Raw genomic sequence first — 22,727 nt, 5'->3', positions numbered from 1 at the left:
GACATTCGATAGAGGCCAACAGCTCGCTGTGCCTACGTCAACAAGCATTGCTGTTCTGCGAGCCGGAAACATTCAAGATTCACTGAATACGACCACAGATCTCATTTTTGTACCCAGTAACATTGTTTCTCCAACACAGATACTCCGTAAGGGAGATATCGCCATCTGTCTCTCTTCAGGGAGTCCACAGGTCGTTGGTAAGACAGCGCCGCTTGAATCGGAATGGTCTGGAACGATTGGAGGCTTCTGCGGGATTGTTCGGTCGAAAAACATCGACCCCACATACTTATCTTTTTGGTTGCGAGGACCGCAGTACCTGAAGTGGCGCGACGAACAAGCTCGCGGCGCAAACATTCAGAACTTGCGTTTCTCCGAGCTTGCCAAGCTGACAATTCGCCTTCCAGAGCGATTGGAGCAACGCCGCATCGCCGCCCGCCTCAAAGCCCAACTAGCCGAAGTGGAAACCACGCGCCAAGCAGTGCAAGCACAATGGACAGAGTTTCAGTTACTCAAGAGCAAAGCTTTTCAATCTCTCTTTGACAACATTGCAGACTGGCGACCAATCGGTAGTGTTGCCAGATTGCAGTCCGGTTACGCATTCAAGAGTGAAACCTTCAAACCCTCGGGCATTCGACTGCTGCGTAACGCCAACATCCTTCCTGGCAAGGTGTATTGGGACAATTCGGTACACATCAGTGAAGAAGATGCCCAGAAATTTCCTTCGTATGAGTTGGCTACGGGCGATGTCCTGATCAGTTTGGATCGTCCGATCATTTCGAGCGGCATCAAGGTGGCGCGAGTGAGTGAAACCGACTTACCAGCACTCCTGCTACAACGTGTCGGGCGGTTTTTGTTGGATAAAAGCCGGTGCGACGCCGACTACTTGTACGCTTATTTGCAGACTGATCGCTTCATTACAGAGATATCCGGTCACGACCAAAGTCTGGGCGTACCGCACATTTCGCCTACACAAGTTGAAGCAGTAGAAATCCCACTACCCGACTTACCAACTCAACGGAGAATTGCTAAACGCTTGGTTGAAATTACTGATACTTGGACGATGGCGACGAAAGCGCTACAACGGCAATTGGAAGATCTCACTGTGTTACCACAGCACTTGCTCGCCCAGGCTTTCGAGAATTAGAGATGATACGATCCAAGAAAACCGGCAAAACTCCTAAAGCTATTGCCTCCTCCCAGTCGCTATCGAGCTTCGTTAAGAGCATCTGTGACGTGATGCGCCGCTCCAACTGCGCCAGCGCGTTGCAATACGTGCCGGAGCTGACGTGGATTTTGTTTTTGCGCATTCTGGATGCGCAGGAAGCGCGCGATCAGGAAGAAGCAGAAGCCGTCGGCGCGAACTTCACACCGGCGCTGCGCAGCCCTTACCGCTGGCAAGACTGGGCTGCGCCGCCGCCCAAGAATGAGGCGGACAAATCTGGTCACCCCAAGACACCGGAAGGCCAGCCTTTTGGCTGGAAGCGGCAGGAATTGTTCGCTGCCGGTGACGGCAAGCTATTCGACTTCATCAATAAGGAGCTGTTGCCGCACTTGCACAGCTTGGACATCGACACCCGCACCGGCCTGCCTAACCCTGCGGCCAGCCGCAAGCAGCGCATCATGGGCCGCACGATGACAGCGGTGGAAAAAGTGCGCGTGGATTCTGAGGCCAATCTGCGCGACATTCTCGACAAGGTGCACCAGATCAATATCGATCACGTGGACGATCAGCACTTCTTCACCTTGTCGCAGGTCTACGAAGATTTGTTGCTGAAAATGGGCGAGAAGAATTCCGATGGCGGCCAGTTTTTCACCCCGCGCGAGGTGATCCGCGCGATGGTGCATACCGTGAATCCTTCTCTGGGCCAAACCGTGTACGACCCTTGCTGCGGCACCGGCGGCTTTCTCGCCATCGCCTACGAACACATCGCACGCAAACTCGGCAACCAAGCGCGCAGCACCGACCTCGATACACTCAAGCACGACACCTTTTTCGGCCGCGAAAAAGAAAATCTGGTATTCCCGATTGCACTGGCGAACCTAGTGCTGCACGGTATCGACCAGCCCAATTTGTGGCACGGCAATTCTTTGACGCGCCGCGCCACCTACGCGGCGTTGTTTGATCAAGCGCCTAAGACCTTTGACGTAATCCTCACCAACCCGCCCTTTGGCGGCAAGGAAGGCAAGGACGCGCAGAAAAACTTCGCCTACGAAACCAGCGCTACTCAGGTGCTGTTTGTACAGGACATCCTCGGCGAGCTGGCACCGCACAGGGCACCTGCGCGATCGTGCTGGACGAGGGCTTGCTGTTCCGCACCAACGAAAGTGCCTTCGTAGAGACAAAACGTAAGCTGGTAGACGAATGCGACCTGTGGGCCATTGTGAGTTTGCCAGGTGGCGTATTCTCGACCGCAGGCGCGGACGTTAAAACCAATTTGCTGTTTTTCACCAAGGGCAAGAAAACCCCGCTGACGTTGGCGCATTTTGGCTTTGCGCCTGATGGCGCAGTGCTGTCCGATGCGCAATTACCCGCCATTCTCACCGCCGACTGGCAAGCGGATGAGATCAACACTGGCAAGCCCTTTCCCAGCTATGCACGCATGCTGCAACTGCGCGGCAAGCCGGAAGGCGAAAGCCGTTATTCGTGGACGGTCGATTTCGCCGCCCGCCGCGCCCAGGCGCGTGAGAACATGCAACCCTTGCTGGACGAAGCAGCCAATTTCAAGGCCGAGGTGGTGGACCTCAAGGAGCGGCTGAAACGCCTAAAAAAGGACAAAGCTGCCAGTGACGCGATTGCAGCGCTTGAGGTGCAGATTCGCGAGAAAGACAGAGCGGCACGAGATCTGGAAACCCAAGCCGCCACCATTGATGCAGCAGTGTTCGATCTGAAAGCGGTTAATCCGAACACAGTAACCAAGGTGGATGAACGTACACCAGCGCAAATTATCGAGAGTATTCAGGAGCAAGGACGGATTGTTATGGACGCGCTGGCACGATTGAACGTGTTGATGGCGGAAAAAATTTGAGCCGCACGCTTTGATTGACGCCAGCAAACATCCAAACTGCTTGTAATCCCCCTTTGATTGGTTTAACGTCTCGATTGGTAATCGATTAACCCGCTGAACGCGGCAGCAAGGGCGAAACGCTATGTTCAATTTAGGTTCCATGCTCAATCTGGGCTCGACCGACCCGGTCATCGGACGGGCGCACACCATCGTGTCCTGCTCGGCTGCGGAGCTTTTCCAGTATATTGGCGCGGGCCTATTCGATAACTATCCTAAGTGGTCTCCGGAAGTGAAAGAGCTGGAGCAAATCACGCCCGGTCCCGTCCGGCTCGGAACGGAAGGGCGACAGGTGCGGGTTGATCAGGGGCGGCGCTCGGAATCGAAGTTTAAAATTTCTGCTTTTGAGCCGGGTCAGCGCATCACGCTGGTCGGCGTATCCGACCCTTTCCGCTGCACTTATGAATTACAGGAAATCAGTCCGGCGCAATCCACCAAATTGACATTTTCTTTTGAGTTGCTGGAAATTCTGGCGATTATGCGTCCTTTTGAAGGATTGGTGCGGGTTGCCATCAAAGACGGTGCGGGCAGAACAGTACAAAACATCAAGCGCTTGGTTGAGGCGAAGCAATCATGAAAATTCCCGCTCGTCCGCAACCGCTTTGGCTGATGATCTTCACTGCAATCGCTTAATGTCCAAGGAGAACTGATGACACAACATACCTCTTCCAATATTCAAATGCCGCGCGTCGATGATCGTCCGGTATGGGATGTGGTGTTCGCGGTTTATGGTTATCCGGCGTTATTGCTGGCGCACCGGCTCAAAGTTTTCGCTTTGCTGGAGGATAATCCGCGCACTTTGACGGAGATTTGCGATGCGCTCAACATCAAGCCACGTCCCGCAGAAGCGATCCTGACGGTCGCTACCGCGCTGGGCTTTTTGTCGCTACAGCAGGAGCGTTATGCGCTCACTGCGGTGGCGGAAGAATATTTGTTGCAGAAAAGCCCCAATTACTTCGGTTTTCTCTGGGATCTGATGATCGACAATTATCAGGTATGTTCCTTCACGAGCCTGGAAAAATCCATTCTGACCGACTCACCGCAAACTTACGGTGGCGGCGATATTTATCAATCGCACGAAGAACAAGTCGAGCTGTTGCATCGCTTCACCAGCGGCATGCATAGCATGAGCATGGCTTCCGCGCTGGTTTGGCCGGGGGTTTTGGATTTCTCCCGGCACCGGATGATGCTGGATATCGGCGGCAGCTCCGGCGCGCATTCGATCGGCGCGGCTTTGCGATTACCTAATCTGCAAGCGATTGTTCTGGATTTTCCACAGGTATGCGAAGTAGCCGAGGGATACATCGTTGAATACAACTTGCAAGAGCGCATTAAAACCTGCGGCGTTAATATCTGGAGCGATCATTGGCCATCCGCCGATCTGCATTTCTTTTCCAACATGTATCACGATTGGCCGCCGGAAAAATGTCATTTTCTGACCGCAAAAAGTTTCAGGTACTTGGAATCCGGCGGACGTATCGTGATTCATGAAATGCTGTGCAACGACGATAAAACCGGCCCATTCGCACCGGCGGCGTTCGGCATGATGATGATGGGCTGGACAGAAGGAAAGCAATACTCTGGTTTGGAACTCTCAACCATGCTGAAAGAAATCGGCTTTGAGGACATCCAAATCCATAAAGCTTCTGGTTATTACAGTATCGTAACCGGGCGAAAGCCTTAATTTCCGGTCATTGCGCTATCCGTCTGCGCAGCTAGGCTTTTCGCTAGGTTTATCAGTGATTCCGAATCTTCGAGCCCGTCGAGAAAGCGCTGAGGGATACCAGCCAGTCCCACCTGAGCACCAACGAGCGCACCGGTGAGAATCGCACGCGCTTGATTCTGGCCTCCGCCATTGACGGCATGTAGCACGGCGGACTCAAAATCATCCCGGAAACGAGCGGCAAGATAATACGCTGCGGGCAGTTGATGATAAATCGCGCACGGCATGCCATAGACGATCGACACCTTCCACGCCGGTTCGATGCGGATATCTGCGTCCACTGCCGCTTGAGCCATATAGGACGGTGTCAGCAATGCATCCGGTGATGCAAAACGCCCGGCACGTGGCGGATCGGGTTCGCCCGGACGCGGCGGTTGCAAACCGTCGAAGGTGACAGCATGAAAGGGCAGTTTCCCGGTTTTCACCAGTTGCATCAATTTTCCCGACAACGCCGTATCCAACGCATGCCCTTGCATCAGCATGCTCAGCACGGCCGCGTAGGCAACAGTCATTGAAATTACCGTATCGTCGATCTGGGTCAGGTGAGTATTGTTTGCGACTGTGGCAGCCAGTTCGGTTGGCTGGAAAGCATAGCGGACAGCAAGCGCCAGTGTGCGCTCAATCGCTTCGGTGGTATCCGCATGCCCGCCCGTTTTCCCCCATGGCAACTTTTGTTCTACCCGGCAGCGCCAAGCATGACGAATCGATTGACTGGTATAGCCGCCCGGCCCAGCCATCGGAGTGCCATCAAGCAATGGAAAAAGTAGTTCGTCCAGCCGACGGCAAAAATCGGCTTCGTCGTATCGGCCGTTTTCAACGAGAGAACGCAACATGTGCGTGAGAATGATGCCTGATTGGGAGAGCTGACCGGCCTTGCATCCGCTATGGTAGCGCCCCGGTTTGGGATCGGTATAGGTGGTGATCCATTCCCCGTAATCACGCCGCAGTTCGGTGAGATCATAGTACCAATGAGGGCCGAGCGCCAAAGCATCACCGATAAAAGCACCCATAATGGCACCTGCGGCGCGTTCCTGGGTAGTCGTATGCGACATGAAACCTCCTTGACCGGTCAAACGCTACGGCAACACTTCTTATGCTGCTGAAATCATGGATAACTGCGGCGCTTCCGTTTGTTACAGGTGCATTCCAGCTCTGTGCTAGCCGCAAAGAGCTTCAAAGCGGCGATTTATTCCAGCGATATCCCCGAAGAAGACCGGGCTTTATCATTTTTAATTAGCGCATACGCTGAATGATTATGAATCGATTCAAAATTCTCCGACTCAACCACATAGGCATCGATTCGTTCATCGCGATTCAACACTTCGGCGATATCCCTGACGATGTCTTCGACAAATTTGGGATTGTCGTACGCTTTCTCGGTCACGTATTTTTCGTCCGGCCGTTTCAGCAAGCCATAGAGTTCGCACGACGCATTCGTCTCGGCAATCCGGATAACATCCTCAATCCACACAAAACTGTTGGTGCGCACGGAAATCGTCACATGTGAGCGCTGATTATGCGCGCCGTAATCGGATATTTTCTTCGAGCACGGACAAAGGCTGGTGACCGGAATGATGACTTTCATAGTGAACAGGTATTCACCATCTTTAATCTCACCAATAAAGGTCACTTCGTAATCCAACAAACTTTTGACCTGAGAAACCGGAGCGGATTTATTGATGAAATACGGAAAGGACATTTCGATATGACCCGAGTCCGTTTCCAGTTTCTGAATCATTTCCCGCAAGATGGTCTGGAACGATTCAACGGAAATCTCCCGTTCATGGCTGTTGAGGATCTCGACAAAGCGGGACATGTGCGTGCCTTTGAAGTTATGCGGCAAATTCACGTACATGTTAAAAACCGCGATGGTATGTTGCACGCCATCACTTTTATCCGCCACAACCACGGGATGACGTATGGCTTTAATCCCTACCCGGTCGATCGCAATGCGCCGGGTATCGGGCGAGCTTTGCACATCGGCAATCGGCAAATCTATCTGTTTATTCATGTCTCTCTCCTGTGCGATGAGGAATTTATTCCTGGCAACATCGAATCAAATATTCAGCCGATCCCAGAAACGTTACGCAGGCAAAATTGCTCGCACTGATTTAATAATACCGTCTTTATCCAACCCGCAATCCGCCAGCATTTGCGCATGATCGCCTTGGTCGATAAAAACATCCGGCAAACCCAGTTGCAGCACCTTGACATTGATCCGCTGACTGTTGAGCGATTCTGTTACAGCACTTCCAGCGCCGCCCAAAACCGTATTCTCTTCCACAGTCACCAGCACATCGTGACTGGCTGCCAAAGATGCCACCAAATCATCATCCAAGGGCTTGATAAAACGCATATTAACGACTGTCGCATTCAACTCTTCCGCTGCATTCAAACACGGTGTCAGCATGCTGCCAAACGCCAGTAACGCAATCTTTTCCCCTTGGCGGCGGATTTCCCCCCGGCCTATGGGCAACGCCTGCATGTCCTTTTGAATCTTCACACCCGGCCCGGTTCCCCGCGGGTAACGCACCGCCGATGGCGTATCCAGTTTAAAAGCAGTATACAGCATCTGCCGACACTCATTTTCATCCGCCGGCGCCATGACGGTCATATTCGGAATACAACGCAGATAAGACAAATCAAAGCTGCCCGCATGCGTTGGCCCATCCGCGCCCACCAGACCAGCCCGGTCAATGGCAAATACCACCGGCAGATTCTGGATGGCGACATCATGAATCAGCTGATCATAAGCGCGCTGCAAAAAAGTCGAATAAATCGCCACTACCGGTTTTAAGCCGTCGCATGCCGCACCCGCAGCAAAGGTGACGGCGTGTTGCTCGGCGATACCAACATCAAAATAACGTTCGGGATATTCCTCTGAAAAACGCACCAATCCCGAGCCTTCGCGCATCGCCGGAGTAACACCGATCAAGCGGGAATCCTGCGCTGCCATATCGCACAACCAATCACCGAATATCTGCGTATAGGCCGGTTTTCCAGCCGACTTAGCAACAATGCCTTTTTTCGGATCGAATTTTCCAACGCCGTGGTACAGAATCGGATCTTCTTCGGCTACTTTGTAACCGGCGCCTTTGCGAGTCACCACGTGCAGAAATTGCGGGCCGTCCAGTTGTTTGATGTTGTTCAGCGTGGTAATCAAGACATCCAGATCGTGACCGTCGATCGGGCCGATATAATTAAATCCGAATTCTTCGAATAAAGTACCCGGCGTCACCATGCCTTTGACATGCTCTTCGGCGCGTTTGGCCAGCTCCAGCACCGGCGGTACTACCCCTAATACCTTTTCTCCGGCGCGCCGTGCCGTGGCATAGAAACGTCCGGACATCAGCTTGGCCAGATAATTGTTCAATGCACCGACCGGCCGCGATATCGACATATCGTTGTCATTCAGGATAACCAGCAAATTCGCGTCCATCACACCGGCATTGTTCAATGCTTCAAATGCCATCCCGGCGCTCATGGCGCCATCGCCGATGATCGCGATCGCGCGCCGTCCGGTATGATTCAAACGCGCGGCAACCGCCATGCCCAGCGCGGCGCTGATCGAAGTGCTGGAATGCGCGGTACCGAAGGCATCGAATTCACTCTCGTCACGACGCGGAAACCCAGCAATCCCGCCGTGCATGCGCAGCTTGCTCATCCCATCGCGCCGCCCCGTCAGAATCTTGTGTGCGTAAGTCTGATGCCCCACATCCCAAACCAGCTGATCGTGCGGCGTATTAAAGACATAGTGCAACGCAACGGTTAATTCAACCGTACCCAGATTGGAGGACAAATGCCCGCCGGTTTTTGCTACCGATTCGACAAGAAAGTCACGGAGCTCCTTGGCAAACTGCGGCAATTTCTTCTGCTCCAGTTCGCGTAACTGGGATGGCGAGTTAATGGTATCTAACAGTGGATACATTCAAGACCTGAAAATAAAAAAGAAAGAAGAAAAACTTAGAATTTACGTTTAATTATAAAATCGGTTACCTGACGCAATCTTGCCGACGCTTCACCAAAACCATCCAGCGCTTGATCGGCGTCGTGCTGCAATTTTTCCGCCAGCTCACGCGCCTGACTGATACCCAGAATGCTGACATAAGTCGGTTTATTGTTTTCCGCGTCCTTACCGGCGGTTTTGCCCAATGTGGCGGTCGTCGCCTCGGCATCCAGCAAGTCGTCGACTACCTGGAACGCCAAGCCGACACACTTGGCAAAATGATCCAGCTTGCTTAGTTGTTCATCACCCAAACGGCTGCTGCAACGCGCGCCCAGCATCACCGCCGCGCGAATTAACGCGCCGGTTTTATGGATATGCATGAATTCCAGCTCCGGCAGGCTTAGCATTTTGCCGACACTATCCAAATCAAACGCCTGTCCGCCCGCCATGCCGCGCGAACCCGAAGCCAGTGCTAATTGCGTAATCATTTCCAGTTGCGCTTGTGGTGTATCCGCCAAACGCTTTTCCGCCAACAGTTCAAAAGCCAACGTTTGCAAACTATCGCCCGTCAACAGCGCGGTTGCTTCGTCAAATTCAATATGACAGGTCGGTTTACCGCGCCGCAACACATCATCGTCCATACACGGCAGGTCGTCATGCACCAACGAATAGGCATGAATCAATTCCACCGCCGCTGCCGCGACCGTTACGCGCTCTACATCCGCTGCTGCAAGTTCACCTGCCGCAAATGACAACAGCGGGCGGACTCGTTTGCCGCCACCCAGCACGGAGTAACGCATGGCTTTATGCAATCGCACCGGAACACAATCGCTTGCGGGCAGTCTCGCATCCAGAAACGTTTCAATCCGTGCCTGACAACCGCTTGCCCAATTCTGAAAATCAACGCTCATCGCTATCGGATCTAGTGAAGTTTTTTAACATACCGGCTTCCAGCACGCGCACCTGCTGTTGCGCGCCTTGCAGTTTATTTTGACAATATTGCAACAACTCCGCTCCCCGCTGATAGGCTGCCAGAGAAGCTTCCAGTGACATTTGCCCCGCTTCCATGGCCGTCACGATTTTCTCCAATTCAGCCGACGCCGCTTCAAAGCTCTCCGGTTGCTGTGGCGTAGCCTGTTTAGATGATTTGGTCATAAGACGTCCAAGCCAGCAAGAAACTCATATGAAGAATAATAAGTAGTTTTATTACAAAAAAACAGACAAAAATAACGCAATTAGCAGTATCAGGTCAATGCAAATTTAGAAATGACGATCATCATACCTTCTTGAAGTCGGGAACCAGGACTCAAGAAGCCGCTCAAATCACCGGTTACCCGTGATTGCAGTTATCTCAGGAAAACTGATCGCTGTTTCCCGATGACTTGTTTGCAATGTCAGGTCAGTCGCGCGCGGCGATCATATTGATACATGCATATTACTATGGCAAGATACGGGCCTTGGATGGCATTATCGAAACCGGTAAGCATATGTGATGAAATAAAAATGACTGCTTGCCCATTTTGATCGCCACACCCGCTTATTTCAGCAATATTCTTGGTAGCGGTTCGCAGTATAAGAACCTATTCTATTTTTTCTAACGCACATTAATTGAGAATATCGTGAACGAAAGCCTTGATCAAATCGCCTTATATTTTGAAACCGTGCCGCTATGGCCCTTTGTCTTATTTGGCCTACTAGGGGTAGTCGCCATCATGGTGGATATCGTTAACCGCAAGCGCCGCGCTATGGCCATCGAAAATTTCCGCTATACCATCGAAATTGAATTGGCCGATATGTACCCGCAGCACAAACGCTGGCCACCTAACATCAATCATTATCTGACATCCCGGTTGCCGGAAATGTATCAAAATTTTGAAGTGCTGCGCGTTTTCATCCGGCAGGATCATTTACTGAAATACAACACGGATTGGAACAATTTCCGCGACTTCTGCCGCACGCTTACCGATGAAAAGATTGCCGCAGCTGAGCAAAATACTGCCAACGAGCCAGATCCCAAGGCCACTTTTCACCAACTGATATCAAATTTACTGAAACATACTGAAAAGTAGGAATTTCCGGCGTTGCCGGTTAGAGCAGCAAATCGGCATAAATTTATAATTCTTTTTCACGGCACTATCATTAAAACGACATCGTTCACCTGCCATGACTCCACACGATAAGCCGGCCAATCCCAGAGTAACGGTGCGTCCGGTCATGTCTTATCGTGACATGGGCAAGTTTATCGAAGTGCCTTGGCATGTTTACGCGAACGATCCGATGTGGGTGCCGCCGCTCCGGCTGGAACGGCGTTTTCATTTTTCCCGCTTCAATCCCTATTTCAAGCATGGCGAATGGCAAGCCTGGGTCGCCTTTCAAAACGGCCAGCCGGTTGGGCGCATCAGCGCGCAAATCGATGCTTTGCATCAGGAACGTTACGGCGCCGACAGCGGTCACTTCGGCCTGCTGGAATGCATCGACGATGCGGAAGTATTCGCTGCACTGCTGCTGCACGCGGAAGCCTGGCTCGCTTCACGGGAAATCCGCCGGGTCAGCGGCCCGTTTAACCTGTCGATCAACCAGGAATGCGGCATCCTGGTTGATGGATTCGATACGCCGCCGGTGGTCATGATGCCGCATTCGCCGCGCTGGTATAGCCGCTTACTCGCAGCACAAGGATATCTTCCGCAAAAGGATTTATTGGCTTACAAAGTCAAAGTCGATTTTGAAATACCGCGCGTCATGCAAACCGTGATTAACCGGTTCTCGCCGCAAATTAAATTGCGCACATTGCAACGCGATCGATTCGATCAGGAGATGGAGACGCTGCGCGACATCTTTAACGATGCCTGGTCGAAAAACTGGGGGTTTATCCCGTTCACGCAGGAAGAATTCGCCGAACTCGGCAGCAGCTTGCGTCTGTTATTGCCGGATGACTATATTCAAATCGCCGAAGTCAACGGAGAACCGGCGGCATTCATGGTCGCACTGCCCAACCTCAACGAAGTGTTGATCGAACTCAACGGCAGCCTGTTTCCATTCGGCTGGCTGAAACTAATCAATAAAGTCCGCAACCACCAGATCCACACTGGACGCATTCCACTGATGGGGGTGCGAAAAAAATATCACAATACACCGATCGGTTTGGCGCTGGCTTGCCTGGTCATCGATGCGCCCCGTCAAGTCGGCATGAAGCGGGGTGTTAAGGAAGTTGAGATGTCCTGGATATTGGAAGATAACATGGCGATGCGCGGCATCCTCGACCGCATTGGCAGCGAACAATACAAACGCTACCGTATTTATGGAAAAACACTATGAGCGCTGAATCCCGTCCGGCAACGCAGCAATTCGCCGCGGTGGTTCTGGCTGCTGACCGCACCAGCAAAGACCCCATTACGCAGCATACCGGCGCGGCCTGCAAGGCTTTCGCACCAGTGGACGGCGTACCGATGATTATTCGCGTTTTGGATACATTGAAGGCTTGCGATCTGATCTCCACGGTCATCTTGTGCGGGCCTCCCGAATCGCTGCACGATCGCTGCCCGGAATTAAAGCAGCGCATCGCTTCCGGACAAGTAATCTGGCTACCGAATTTGGATTCTCCCAGCCGTAGCGCAGATCGCGGCCTCAACCACATACCGCTCGATACACCAGTATTATTGACCACGGCCGATCATGCCTTACTCACACCCGGCATTGTGCGCAGTTTTTTACAGAATACCCTGACCATGCAGTGTGATGCCGCGGTAGGCGCTGTCAGCGGGCAGTCCATCGCCGATGCATTCCCCGGTTGCAAGCGCACCATTATCCGTTTGCGCGACGGCGGATTCCGCGGTTGCAATCTGTATGCATTCAACCCGCAAGGGCGCGCACTGGTGGGGTTCTGGCAGCAAGCCGAAGATTTGCGTAAACGCCCGTGGCGGTTGATCGGACAGGTATTGGGATTCAAAGCGGTATTGTTGTATGTCTTTGGACTGCTCACATCGCAACAGGCTTTAGCCGCGGTATCGGAAAAATCCGGAGTCAACATTCAGCTGGTTATGCTTGACGATCCCCGCGCCGGTATCGATGTCGACAAGGTTGAAGATTTAATGCTGGCGGAAACGATCCTCAGCAGGAAAACCAGTTCCGAATGCAGCACTGATCCATCTTGAGCAATCTTCACGGTATACCCGATGATGTTCGCCTTTTTATCAGTAAATAACTGATCAAACCGATGTATGAAATTAATTGAACGGTATATCGCGCGCGAAATATCACTGCCTTTCACGGTAGTTATCCTCATTTTGGTCGGTCTGTTCGCCAGTTTCATCAGCGCCCGGCTATTGGCAGGCGCCGTAACGGAAACCTTGGGTGTCTCCGCACTGCTCAAGCTGGTCTTCTTAAAAACGCTGATCGCACTGGAAGTATTAATCCCCATCGCACTCTATATTTCGGTCATCATCGGTCTCGGCAGGCTCAGCAGAGATCAGGAACTCAACATCATCCGCACGATGGGAATCAGCGGCACGCGCATTGTGCTCACTGTATTAACGGTAGCGATACCGGTTGGCCTCATCAGCGGCATGCTGTCATCGTATGTGCGCCCTTGGGCCTATGCTGAGAGCTATATACTCGATGCACAGGCGGAGGCGGAACTCAACACCAATCGTTTCCAAGCCGGGCGTTTCTATGGCAGTGAAAAAACCGGCCGGGTTGTGTATGTGCGCAGCAAAAACGACGCCGACAAGGAAATGCAGAATATTTTTCACTACATCAAGAAAAAAGAAGGCAGCGAAATTGTCATTGCCAAGCAGGCCCGTCAGATTCAACCGGCAACCAAGGAAGAAAGACCGCACATTCTGTTATCCGACGGTGTGGTGTACGAGTTGAGTAAAACAGCCAGTATCGACGATGTCATACAGTTCGAGAAGATGACTTATTTCATCGACAACGACTATGTGCTGAATTATCGGCGCAAAGCAGCCACTACCCGGACCTTATGGGAATCGGATCAGCCGCGTGACATCGCGGAACTGCAATGGCGCCTTTCCCGTCCACTCTCGGCGATTCTGATGGCTTTGATCGCGGTGACATTTATCCGTATCTCGCCGCGCCAGGATAAAACCGAGCGAACCTACCTCGCCGCCGCACTGGTTTTCGCCGCTTATTACAATCTGAGCGGATTGGCCAGAAGCTGGGTTGAACAAGGCGTGGTCGGCAGCATACCGGGCGTCTGGTGGCTGGATCTGCTGATGCTGACAGGACTCGGTATATACGCATTGTTATCAAACAAAAAACGTCTCTTCGCACGCACGCAATGATTATTTATCGCTACATTGCATACCAGGTGCTGATCGGCTTCGTGATGTCCACCGCCATCCTGCTGCCATTATTCAGTTTCTTTGACTTATTGGATCAACTGGATGACGTGGGTAGAGGAACTTACCGCGCCAAGGACGCATTCCTCTACACAGCCATGATATTACCGCGCCGATTTATTCAGATCGCACCTTTTATTGCTTCTCTCGGCACGGTGGTTGCGTTGGGAAAACTGGCGGTCAATTCGGAATTGATCGCGATGCGGATCGCCGGCGTTTCTCCGTTGCAAATCAGCTTCGCGCCGTTGAGCGTTGGTATTGCGCTACTGCTGATTGTCGCCATCTTGGAACAATTTGTCGCGCCGCAACTGCAACAAAAAGCAATCACCAATCGCGCCATCGCGCTGGAACAAAGCGCGGAATTAGGCAAGAACCTGGGAATCTGGACGCGCAATGAGCATAACATTCTGCGCATCGGCATGATCGTGCACAACAAGCGCGCGGCCGATATCGAAATCCTGCATCTGAGCGCGGCAGATCTCCTGCTCACGCATACCACTGCTGAATATGCCGACATTGTGGAAGATCAGGTATGGGAACTCAGCAATGCGGTAATCAGAACATTCCATGACGACGGACGGATCTCGGTAAGTCATGCCAGCTCGATCCGCTGGCCTTCCTTCGTCAATCCGGAGGATATTGCAACATTGACCAAGCCGCCGGAAAGCTTGTCACCGCTGGAATTGGTACGGCATGTGGAATTTCTCCGCAGCACCGGCCAGGAAGCCGACTCCTACGCCCTGGCGCTGTGGCGCAAAGCGGGCGGCGCAATAATGACGGTCGCCATGCTGTTGCTATCGGTTCCGCTGGTATTCGGGTCGATCCGCTCCGGGCTGAGCAATAAGCTCATTCTCGCCGCGCTGATCGGTCTTGCGGTTTACTTGCTCGATCAAATTATTGCCAATGCCGGTCTGATCCTGCGCTTAAACCCGGCGCTGGTCGCACTGGCGCCCGGATTGATGCTGATCGCCCTGGCCGCTCTCTGGTTACGCCGGACTTCTTAACAGTAGTGTATTAACTGCTGTTATTGTTCCCGCAAAACATCTAAAATCGCATAGTTTGGCGTAACGTGTTGCACTTGAATAATCCTAATTCTCCATCACACATGTCGACTGCAACTTATATCTATTTTTTCGGTGAAAATGAAATAACCATCTGGGGATTGACCGGACGCGAGCGTTTGCGGCGCATGTTGCAAACGCATAAGGACATCATACTGACCGATGACGTTGAAAAAATTCCCGTTACCGCTACCACCCTATTCCTGAATTCCAATTTTCTATTCGATGCCCGGGTGCTCGGCGCATTGCTCGGCATGGACAAGAAAATCGCTTTGTATAGCGATGAAGGCTGCCCCGCAGCGATCCGCACCGACGGCAATTATGCACCGCAACTGTTGCGCAATCTCAATAACAACAAGGACCAGAACTATAAATTCGCGCTGCTGACGATCCCGCGCGTTGGATTAAAAGATCTGCAAATCGATTACCAGCAGAATCTGAAAAAGAAAGATCCGCCGTACATTTTGCCGGTCAGCGAAGCCAACCGCCCGTTACTGGAACAAGAACTGTTTTCCGGATCGTACAAAGGCGTCACCGATCTGGTCACCAAATGGGTCTGGCCGGTTCCGGCATTCTGGGTCACGCATTATTGCGTGCGCCAAGGTTGGCAACCCAATCACGTCACGTATCTCAGCGTTGTATTCGCCGTGCTGGCGGGACTTGCCTTCTGGGCCGGATTCTTCGGCATCGGATTATTGATGGGCTGGTTCATGACTTTTCTCGACACAGTGGACGGAAAACTGGCGCGCGTCACGGTCACGTCAAGCCGCTTCGGCGATGTCATGGATCACGGCTTGGATATCATCCATCCGCCGCTGTGGTACCTGGCCTGGGGGTTGGGCTTGGAAGGCACGGCAACACCGCTGACCGGATTAAGTATCCTGATGTTCTTGATGTTCCTGGGGTATATCGGCGGGCGTTTGTGCGAAGGCGCATTCCAGTACTGGCTGGCGCACTTTGATATGTTCATCTGGCGCAAAATGGATTCTTTTAACCGGCTGATCACAGCCCGGCGCAATCCGAATTTATTGCTGCTCACGTGCGGATGGCTCAATGGCCACCCGGACACCGGATTGCTGCTGGTGGTGCTGTGGCACGTGATCTCAACGGGAATTCTGCTCTGGCGCTTGGCGGATGGCTGGAAAACCAAGCAGAAGGAAGGATCGTTGCGATCCTGGTTGCAGGATATCGATCCGGCGCGTGATCGCGAACAATGGGCGGTGAAAATTTTCACGCGAGCCCCGATCGATCTTAGAAAACCGTTTCCGCTTTCGTAAGCACCACATTTCATAACAATACCTGATGACGTTGCAAGCACGGATTGACCGTCTGAGAAGCGGAACAGCCAAAACCGGTTGTTTGCTCAACCCCATGGGCGGTCAGATACGTAAGCGCAAAACGGCGATCCGGCAAGCGTTGGACGACATACCCGGCATGCTGGTGTGCGAAGCCAATGATGAGATCACTTTCAAAAGTGCGGTTGATCAATTGCTCCAAGCGGATATCGACTTACTGGTGATCGCCGCCGGTGACGGCACCACGCATGCAATCTTCGGCCATTTATTCGCAGCACGCGCCCCCGCTGACTGGCCGCTCATCACGATCATACCGGGCGGTACCACGAACATGACGCCGCTGGACCTGGGCGTGCGCGGCAAGCCCGAACAAATCATCCGGCGCTTGCATGCCTATTTGCGCAAACCCTCCGCTCCGAAACTAGTGCAACGCTCGGTGTTACGTATCGAACAGGCTGGCATGAATCCGATTTACGGTATGTTCTTCGCCGTCGGACTGGTCGCGCGCGGCGTAAAATTCTCACGCAGCCCGGTGAAGCAAATCGGCATTACCGGCGGCATTTTCACCGCGATGATCATGTTGCGCTCGCTGATCGGCATGCTCGCCAACATGATTCTGGGCCGCCAGCAAAGCGAATGGGCGCCGGTTAACATGACCCTGACGGAAGCCAGCGGACGAATTCACCAGGGCACTTATCTGTTTGCATTGGTCAGCGCGTTGGATTGCCTGTTATTGAACATCCGCCCGTACTGGGGGACAGAACCGGCACCGTTGCATGTGACATTGGTCGATCAGCAACATAAGCGTCTGTGGCGCTCGGTATGGCCGATATTGTCGGGTGGCGGCGCGGTGCTACAGGAAAAAGACGGCTACTACAGCCACAATACTGGTTCCTTAACTGTGCACATGGACGACGAATATATTGTCGACGGTGAATTGTACCGGTCGGCCAATCCACAAACGCCAATCACCATCACCGCCACCGATCCCGTGACATTTCTCGTGCTATAGCTATAGGATATTGCCATGACTAACCCCTTACTCGAAGCCATTGCGCAACTGCCTGCCGAATTGATCGATGAAGTCGCGGCGGAAAGCAAAAAGGCTGTTTCCGCCGATTTCGTCCCTTTGGTGGATGCGCTCATCATGCGCTTTGGCGAATCGCTGGATGCCGTGATTCTGTATGGCTCCTGCTTGCACTCCGCCGTAAGCCTGGAAGAAGGCATCGTCGACCTGTATGTCGTCGTCGACAGCTATCACAAAGCGTACCCCGAGCGCTATTTGGCCACCCTTAATGCCTGGCTGGCGCCAAATGTGTTTTATCTGGAAGTACCGCATCAGGAAAAAACGTTGCGCGCCAAATACGCCGTCATTTCCACCGCCGATTTTGCGCGCGGCGCGCAGTTCTGGTTTCATTCCTATATCTGGGCGCGTTTTGCGCAACCGTCACGGCTGCTATATGCGCGCGACGACACGGTACGGCAACGTATTTATGCCGCATTGGCGCATTCCGTCATTACCTTTTTAAAATCCGGCGTACCCGCGCTTGAAGCCGACACTTTGGATGTCGAAGAAATCTGGACCCGTTGCCTGATCCTCACCTACGCCGCTGAATTGCGCGCCGAAAACCAATCGCGCGCGCGTCATCTGGCACAAGCCAACCGGGATGCGTTTACCCGCCTGACAGACGCCGCTAGTCCGCTATTGACAGAAATCCTGGAAAAACAGGGAAACGGGCAATATCGCTGCCTGACCCGTCCGGCCAGTCAACGGCAAGCGTTGTTGCGCTGGCGGCTGCGCCGCTGGCAGGGTAGAGTCCTGTCGATTCTGCGCTTGGCCAAAGCTACGCTGACCTTCAGCAATAGCGTCGACTACGCCGCTTGGAAAATCGAGCGGCATACCGGTGTGCGCGTGGAAGTCACACCAATGCTGCGCCGCCACCCTATCTTGTGGGGCTTGAAAGTAGCCCGGCAATTATTGCGGCGCGGCGTATTACGCTGATGAACATCATTACCATTGTTGATTAACATTCACTTTCATTGGAGACACGCATGAATCATGTCATTCGTTTACTTAGCCTATCGGTATTGTTGATGCTGACGGCTTGCACCACGATGTATCTCGAAGGCCTGGAAAAGGTCGGCATTCCCAAACGCGACGTGATGGTCTATCGCGTTGAGAAAGCGCGCGACACGCAACAAGAAACCAAGGAACAATTCAAATCCGCCCTGGAACAATTCACCGCCGCGACGAATTTCCAAGGCGGCGATCTGGAAGCCACCTACAAAAAACTGAACGACGCGTATGAAGCCAGCGCCGGCAAGGCGGAAGAAGTCAAAAGCCGCATCGCCGACATCGAAAGTGTCTCGGAAGCGCTATTCACCGAGTGGAAGCAGGAAATCACACAGTACAGCAATGCATCGCTGCGGCAAAACAGCCAGAAAAAACTCGACGCCACCCAGGTGCATTACCGTCAGCTGATCGCCGCGATGAAACAGGCGGAAGCCAAGATTGAACCGATTCTCACCGTGTTTCACGACCAAGTCATGTACCTCAAACACAATCTGAATGCGCGCGCCATCGCTTCGCTCAAGGGCGAATTGGGCAACATCAAATCCGACGTGTCGGCGCTGGTTTCCTCCATGGAGAAATCGATTAACGAGGCCAATGCGTTCATCAGCACGATGGAGAACAAATGATGCCGGTCCTGCGCTATAGGATTGATTCATGGCGCTAAAACCGACCATTTATAAATTCAAAATCGCGCTGACCGACCTCAACCGCCAGTATTACGATACGCTCAACCTGACCATCGCCCAGCATCCGTCCGAAACGCTGGAACGGATGATGGCGCGCATGCTCGCGTTCTGCCTCAATGCGCAGGAATCGCTAACGTTCACCAAAGGACTCAGCAGCGCCGAAGAACCCGACCTCTGGGTGCACACCCCGGACGGCCGGATTGCGTTATGGATCGACGTCGGCGAACCCGCTCCCGAGCGCATCAAAAAAGCCACCCGGATCGCGCAAACCGTCAAAGTGTATAGCTTCAATTCCAAATCGAACATCTGGTGGATGCAGGAACAAGCAAAATTCAACGAACTGACCGCAACCATTTTCCAGTTTCAATCGCCGGACATTCAGGCCTTGGCCAAGTTGGTACAACGAACGATGGACATCTCCGTCACCATTAGCGAACAATCGGCTTATGTGGCGGCGGAAGCAGGGGAGTGTGAGGTGAACTGGACGGTGTTACAAACGGCCGGTTGATCCGGCCAAACTGTATGTGAAGAACACTTAGTCTAATGCGGTAAGGTCTCGAGATACGCCTTGAGCACCAGCGCATGGCTATGTTCCGTATCCTTCGCACCGTAAACCAGTGTAACCGGACCACGGCGCAGATGATCGACGAGTTGTCCGACCGCTGCCGGATTTTGATCCAATTCCTGACAGTAACGCTCCCTGAATTCATCCCATTTCAACGGATCATGACCAAACCACTTACGCAGCGGTGTACTGGGCGCTATCTCCTTGAACCACCAATCAATCCGCGCTGCATCCTTGGAAACCCCGCGTGGCCATAGCCGATCCACCAAAATCCGGAATCCGTCATCCGGCCCGGGTGGTTCGTATGCACGTTTCAGCAGAATTACCATTGGCTTGTTCAGTTCGCACAAACCGTCTCTTCAATCTTCCGGAAAATCGAGCTCGCCGAGAAACCGAACCAATCGATCGATTCCTCGTGATGTGCGCCGATCACTTTGCCAGTAGCTTCTTTATCCGGGTACATCAGCATCGTGATCGAGCGTGCTTTGTTCCGCGTGCAATCGAATTCGTACAGGGTTTTTACCGCATGATGCCCGCCCTTTTGTTTTTCTTCGTAGCTGGATAGCACCCAGACTTTTCTGAATTGGCCGTCCTTCCGCACGGTGTCCGGATCGAAGTAATGCGTTTCACCGGGTTTCCCGGCAATATCCACGCCAGTCCATTGGGCTTGCGCGGGTAGCATAGTCAGCAGTAAAACAAGTACCAGTACACATTTTTTCATGATTAATCGCTATAATTGGTTGGTGCAATTTAATTTTCTTTCCCCCAGAATCCCCACGCCGCAGGTCACTCCAACCGGGGTTTCTTCTTTGTTGCAGAAAGCAATAAATGCCGGTCATTTTGCCACTAAATAGTTTCCACTGTGGGTGTTTTCAACTATTCTTAGCATCCAGTCAGCCTCGTCATGGCAGCAATGAAAATTTATTTTGTGCGGACATTTTGCATCGTTTGACTGACTGCAAGAATTTCTTGCGTGCATTAAATCCGCCGGGTACTGGAAGTCTACCGCGTTATGAATAGCATTAATCTGGAGTTAAATATAATGGAAGAATTGAATCAAGCCTGGGTCATGTTGAAGCTTGGCGGGATCATTATCGTACCGCTGGCTTTGCTGGCGATTGTCGCGCTGGCGATCATGTTTGAGAAAGCATTTATCTATTGGCGCTATGCGCGTCTTTCCAGCGATTTGCTAAACCTGGTGGAAACGTACGGCTTCAAATGGAACGATCTGGAAAAAATTCTTTCCGGGCTGGATAGCCGTCACTATTACAAGCGTTTCTTCGAAGTGGTGATTTCCAACCGGCATCAACCGGCTTGGTGGACGGAATCGCGCGCCGCCGATGAAGCGCAGATCATCGAGGAAGCGCTGGCGCGCCGCCTCTGGGCGCTGGAAACCATCGTCACCGCCGCGCCGCTGCTGGGATTGGTCGGTACCGTGGTGGGTATGATGCGCGCCTTCCAGGTGATCGGCAGCGAAGGCGTGGTGAATCCCACGGCGGTTACCGGCGGCGTTGCGGAAGCGCTGATTGCGACCGTGGTCGGTCTGGCGATTGCGCTGGTGGCGTTGTTTGGTTTCAATTATTTTTCCCGCTTGCAATCGCTGACGATGGATGAAATGGAACGCCTGGGTACGCGGCTGATCGATAACATCCGTCTGGATCAACAGGGCACTAGCGATGAAGCTCCGTAAATCGCGCACGGTTCCGAAAGGCAGGATCGAGATCATCCCGATGATCGACGTGATGTTTTTCTTGCTGGCGACATTCATGCTGGCTTCGTTATCGATGCAAAATCTCGATTCATTGCAGGTGGATCTGCCCGAAGGGCAAGCGGAAAAGCTCAGCGCGGAAAAACCGGTTACATTGACACTAACCAAGGACAGCAAAATCTATATCAATCAGACAGCCGTCACACTGGAAACACTGGCCAACACGCTCAAACCGTTACTGGCGGACTCCAAACAAAAATTGATCGTATCGGCGGATAACGATGCGCCGCAGGGCATGGTCGTGCAAGCCATGCTGCGCGCCCGCGCCGCCGGTGCCCAGCATTTTCTGATTGCAGTGAAACATAAATAACGTAAAAAAGCATGGCCAGCTCCCGATCGAGAGAAATTCGCCTATGGTGGCCGTTGCCACTGGCTGCGCTCGTCTGGGTGCTGATTATCTGGGGCTTGGGATTTTTTCTGTCCATGCCGGAGGTGGAAATTGACACACCGCCACCCATCGCCGCTAGCTTTATCGACCTGAGCGAAGACGAGAACGCCACCAGTTCGATGCCGGCTTCCGCACCCAACCCGCCCCCGCCGGAACTGGAAAAACCCAAAATTGAAGAACCCAAGCCCGCGCCCAAATCGCCGCCGCTGCCTGCTCAGGCAAGGCCACAAACCAAGCCCAAGGCAGCCGAAAAACCTGTAAAACCGAAAGCGCCCATTCCGGCGAAAGAAGTCGCAAAAACCAAAGCGCCGCCGCAACCGCCCGCCGATGCGCCATCGGATCTTTCCGAATATATCAATCAATCCAAAGCGCGCCGCCGCGCGGAAGGACTTTTCGATACGCCGGATTCCGCTCCCGCCGCCACTACCAAGCAACTGTCTGCGGATGAAATACGCATGGCCAATATCCGGCGCAATCTGCAAAACCCCGGCACCAGCGGCATATTCCAGATTATCCGTATCGGCCCGCGCACCGCCGAATTCTCATTTCGCGCCTGGACCACGGGGCAAAGCAATCCGCGCCTGCAAACGGTTCACGTCGAAGCCGGGTCGGATGGTAATGTCGAGCTCGCCATTATTCGCCGCATGATTCAATTGATCCGCGAACATTACAAGGAAGATTTCAACTGGGAATCGCACCGCCTGCACCGTGTCGTCGTGTTATCCGCTCGCGAAAAAGATACTGCGGGACTGGAAGAATTTCTGATGCGCGAGTTCTTTATTAATCCTGTACGGTAAGCCTG

The 22,727-nt window shown here is 52.9% G+C and carries 25 protein-coding genes; 18 read left to right on the top strand and 7 right to left on the bottom strand.

Translation table 11 applies throughout. From position 1 onward, the window contains the following. The first annotated feature begins 298 nt into the window (after window positions 1-298). The 5 genes from DU481_RS03045 to DU481_RS03025 all read left to right on the top strand — a co-directional run bounded on the left by DU481_RS03045 (window position 299) and on the right by DU481_RS03025 (window position 4,746). Entirely contained in the window at window positions 299-1,144 is an 846-nt protein-coding gene (locus tag DU481_RS03045) for a restriction endonuclease subunit S (protein WP_350132415.1), read from the top strand. Between the two features lie 2 nt (window positions 1,145-1,146). After that, window positions 1,147-2,337, top strand: coding sequence for a class I SAM-dependent DNA methyltransferase (locus DU481_RS03040; protein ID WP_350132412.1), 1,191 nt, complete (start codon window positions 1,147-1,149; stop codon window positions 2,335-2,337). Further along, window positions 2,289-3,026: an N-6 DNA methylase gene (locus DU481_RS03035; protein ID WP_350132409.1), complete on the top strand. Its 738-nt coding sequence runs from the start codon at window positions 2,289-2,291 to the stop codon at window positions 3,024-3,026. Before DU481_RS03040 ends, DU481_RS03035 begins: the two co-directional genes overlap by 49 nt. 121 nt (window positions 3,027-3,147) lie before the next feature. Further along, window positions 3,148-3,639, top strand: a complete 492-nt coding sequence (locus DU481_RS03030; RefSeq protein WP_350132406.1) for an SRPBCC family protein — start codon at window positions 3,148-3,150, stop codon at window positions 3,637-3,639. A gap of 72 nt (window positions 3,640-3,711) precedes the next feature. Next, window positions 3,712-4,746 carry a methyltransferase gene (locus DU481_RS03025; RefSeq protein WP_350132403.1) on the top strand — a complete coding sequence of 345 codons (1,035 nt, stop codon included), beginning with the start codon at window positions 3,712-3,714 and terminating at the stop codon, window positions 4,744-4,746. On the opposite strand, the gene DU481_RS03020 is transcribed toward DU481_RS03025, so the two are convergent. From DU481_RS03020 to DU481_RS03000, 5 genes are all read right to left on the bottom strand, one after another. Next, on the bottom strand, window positions 4,743-5,837 hold the full coding sequence (locus tag DU481_RS03020; RefSeq protein ID WP_350132401.1) for an ADP-ribosylglycohydrolase family protein: 1,095 nt from the start codon (window positions 5,835-5,837) through the stop codon (window positions 4,743-4,745). The two genes, DU481_RS03025 and DU481_RS03020, sit on opposite strands and share 4 nt — an antisense overlap. Before the next feature lie 134 nt (window positions 5,838-5,971). Continuing rightward, on the bottom strand, window positions 5,972-6,796 hold the full coding sequence (gene folE2, locus DU481_RS03015; RefSeq protein WP_350132398.1) for a GTP cyclohydrolase FolE2: 825 nt from the start codon (window positions 6,794-6,796) through the stop codon (window positions 5,972-5,974). Between the two features lie 72 nt (window positions 6,797-6,868). After that, window positions 6,869-8,713, bottom strand: a complete 1,845-nt coding sequence (gene dxs / locus DU481_RS03010) for a 1-deoxy-D-xylulose-5-phosphate synthase (protein ID WP_350132395.1) — start codon at window positions 8,711-8,713, stop codon at window positions 6,869-6,871. Window positions 8,714-8,748: 35 nt separating this feature from the next. Next, the gene (locus DU481_RS03005) at window positions 8,749-9,642 is read right to left on the bottom strand and encodes a polyprenyl synthetase family protein (RefSeq protein WP_350132392.1); all 894 of its coding nucleotides are present in this window, start codon (window positions 9,640-9,642) and stop codon (window positions 8,749-8,751) included. Next, window positions 9,632-9,886 (bottom strand): exodeoxyribonuclease VII small subunit, encoded by a 255-nt coding sequence (locus DU481_RS03000; RefSeq protein WP_350132389.1) that lies wholly within the window; start codon window positions 9,884-9,886, stop codon window positions 9,632-9,634. Before DU481_RS03000 ends, DU481_RS03005 begins: the two co-directional genes overlap by 11 nt. 464 nt (window positions 9,887-10,350) lie before the next feature. On the opposite strand from DU481_RS03000, the gene DU481_RS02995 reads away from it, so the two are divergent. The 10 genes from DU481_RS02995 (at window position 10,351) to DU481_RS02950 (ending at window position 19,712) form a co-directional block, all read left to right on the top strand. After that, window positions 10,351-10,800, top strand: a complete 450-nt coding sequence (locus DU481_RS02995) for a hypothetical protein (RefSeq protein WP_350132386.1) — start codon at window positions 10,351-10,353, stop codon at window positions 10,798-10,800. Window positions 10,801-10,894: 94 nt separating this feature from the next. Then, window positions 10,895-12,046, top strand: a complete 1,152-nt coding sequence (locus DU481_RS02990) for an N-acetyltransferase (protein ID WP_350132383.1) — start codon at window positions 10,895-10,897, stop codon at window positions 12,044-12,046. Continuing rightward, entirely contained in the window at window positions 12,043-12,882 is an 840-nt protein-coding gene (locus DU481_RS02985; RefSeq protein WP_350132380.1) for a nucleotidyltransferase family protein, read from the top strand. The genes DU481_RS02990 and DU481_RS02985 overlap by 4 nt, the downstream gene beginning before the upstream one ends. Before the next feature lie 66 nt (window positions 12,883-12,948). After that, window positions 12,949-14,031 carry an LPS export ABC transporter permease LptF gene (lptF, locus tag DU481_RS02980; protein WP_350132377.1) on the top strand — a complete coding sequence of 361 codons (1,083 nt, stop codon included), beginning with the start codon at window positions 12,949-12,951 and terminating at the stop codon, window positions 14,029-14,031. After that, complete coding sequence (gene lptG / locus DU481_RS02975; RefSeq protein WP_350132374.1) at window positions 14,028-15,092, top strand: LPS export ABC transporter permease LptG; 1,065 nt, start codon at window positions 14,028-14,030, stop codon at window positions 15,090-15,092. Before lptF ends, lptG begins: the two co-directional genes overlap by 4 nt. Window positions 15,093-15,193: 101 nt before the next feature. After that, entirely contained in the window at window positions 15,194-16,426 is a 1,233-nt protein-coding gene (locus DU481_RS02970; RefSeq protein ID WP_350132371.1) for a CDP-alcohol phosphatidyltransferase family protein, read from the top strand. A 25-nt stretch (window positions 16,427-16,451) separates the two neighbouring features. After that, entirely contained in the window at window positions 16,452-17,456 is a 1,005-nt protein-coding gene (locus tag DU481_RS02965) for a diacylglycerol kinase family protein (RefSeq protein ID WP_350132368.1), read from the top strand. A gap of 15 nt (window positions 17,457-17,471) precedes the next feature. Then, window positions 17,472-18,446 (top strand): hypothetical protein, encoded by a 975-nt coding sequence (locus DU481_RS02960; protein ID WP_350132366.1) that lies wholly within the window; start codon window positions 17,472-17,474, stop codon window positions 18,444-18,446. A gap of 50 nt (window positions 18,447-18,496) precedes the next feature. Then, complete coding sequence (locus tag DU481_RS02955) at window positions 18,497-19,144, top strand: DUF2959 domain-containing protein (RefSeq protein ID WP_350132363.1); 648 nt, start codon at window positions 18,497-18,499, stop codon at window positions 19,142-19,144. Window positions 19,145-19,172: 28 nt separating this feature from the next. Next, entirely contained in the window at window positions 19,173-19,712 is a 540-nt protein-coding gene (locus DU481_RS02950) for a YaeQ family protein (protein WP_350132361.1), read from the top strand. 32 nt (window positions 19,713-19,744) lie between these two features. Here DU481_RS02950 and DU481_RS02945 read toward each other — a convergent pair whose 3' ends face one another. Together DU481_RS02945 and DU481_RS02940 are read right to left on the bottom strand one after the other, a co-directional pair. Next, the gene (locus DU481_RS02945) at window positions 19,745-20,098 is read right to left on the bottom strand and encodes a DUF488 domain-containing protein (protein ID WP_350132358.1); all 354 of its coding nucleotides are present in this window, start codon (window positions 20,096-20,098) and stop codon (window positions 19,745-19,747) included. Between the two features lie 8 nt (window positions 20,099-20,106). After that, window positions 20,107-20,490 (bottom strand): surface-adhesin E family protein, encoded by a 384-nt coding sequence (locus DU481_RS02940; protein WP_350132355.1) that lies wholly within the window; start codon window positions 20,488-20,490, stop codon window positions 20,107-20,109. 321 nt (window positions 20,491-20,811) lie between these two features. Here DU481_RS02940 and DU481_RS02935 point away from each other — a divergent pair, with 321 nt between their 5' ends. Genes DU481_RS02935 through DU481_RS02925 form a run of 3 tightly spaced genes read left to right on the top strand, consistent with a single transcriptional unit; the run spans window position 20,812 to window position 22,722 of the window. Next, window positions 20,812-21,459: a MotA/TolQ/ExbB proton channel family protein gene (locus DU481_RS02935; protein ID WP_107803602.1), complete on the top strand. Its 648-nt coding sequence runs from the start codon at window positions 20,812-20,814 to the stop codon at window positions 21,457-21,459. Beyond that, complete coding sequence (locus DU481_RS02930) at window positions 21,446-21,847, top strand: ExbD/TolR family protein (RefSeq protein ID WP_350132352.1); 402 nt, start codon at window positions 21,446-21,448, stop codon at window positions 21,845-21,847. Before DU481_RS02935 ends, DU481_RS02930 begins: the two co-directional genes overlap by 14 nt. Window positions 21,848-21,858: 11 nt before the next feature. Continuing rightward, window positions 21,859-22,722, top strand: a complete 864-nt coding sequence (locus DU481_RS02925; protein WP_350132349.1) for a hypothetical protein — start codon at window positions 21,859-21,861, stop codon at window positions 22,720-22,722. Window positions 22,723-22,727 lie beyond the last annotated feature (5 nt).

This window comes from Nitrosomonas sp. (genome assembly GCF_040240425.1).
Lineage (GTDB): Bacteria > Pseudomonadota > Gammaproteobacteria > Burkholderiales > Nitrosomonadaceae > Nitrosomonas.
Note: the sequence above shows the minus strand (reverse complement) of the source record. Positions and strands in the feature narration are given on the sequence as shown.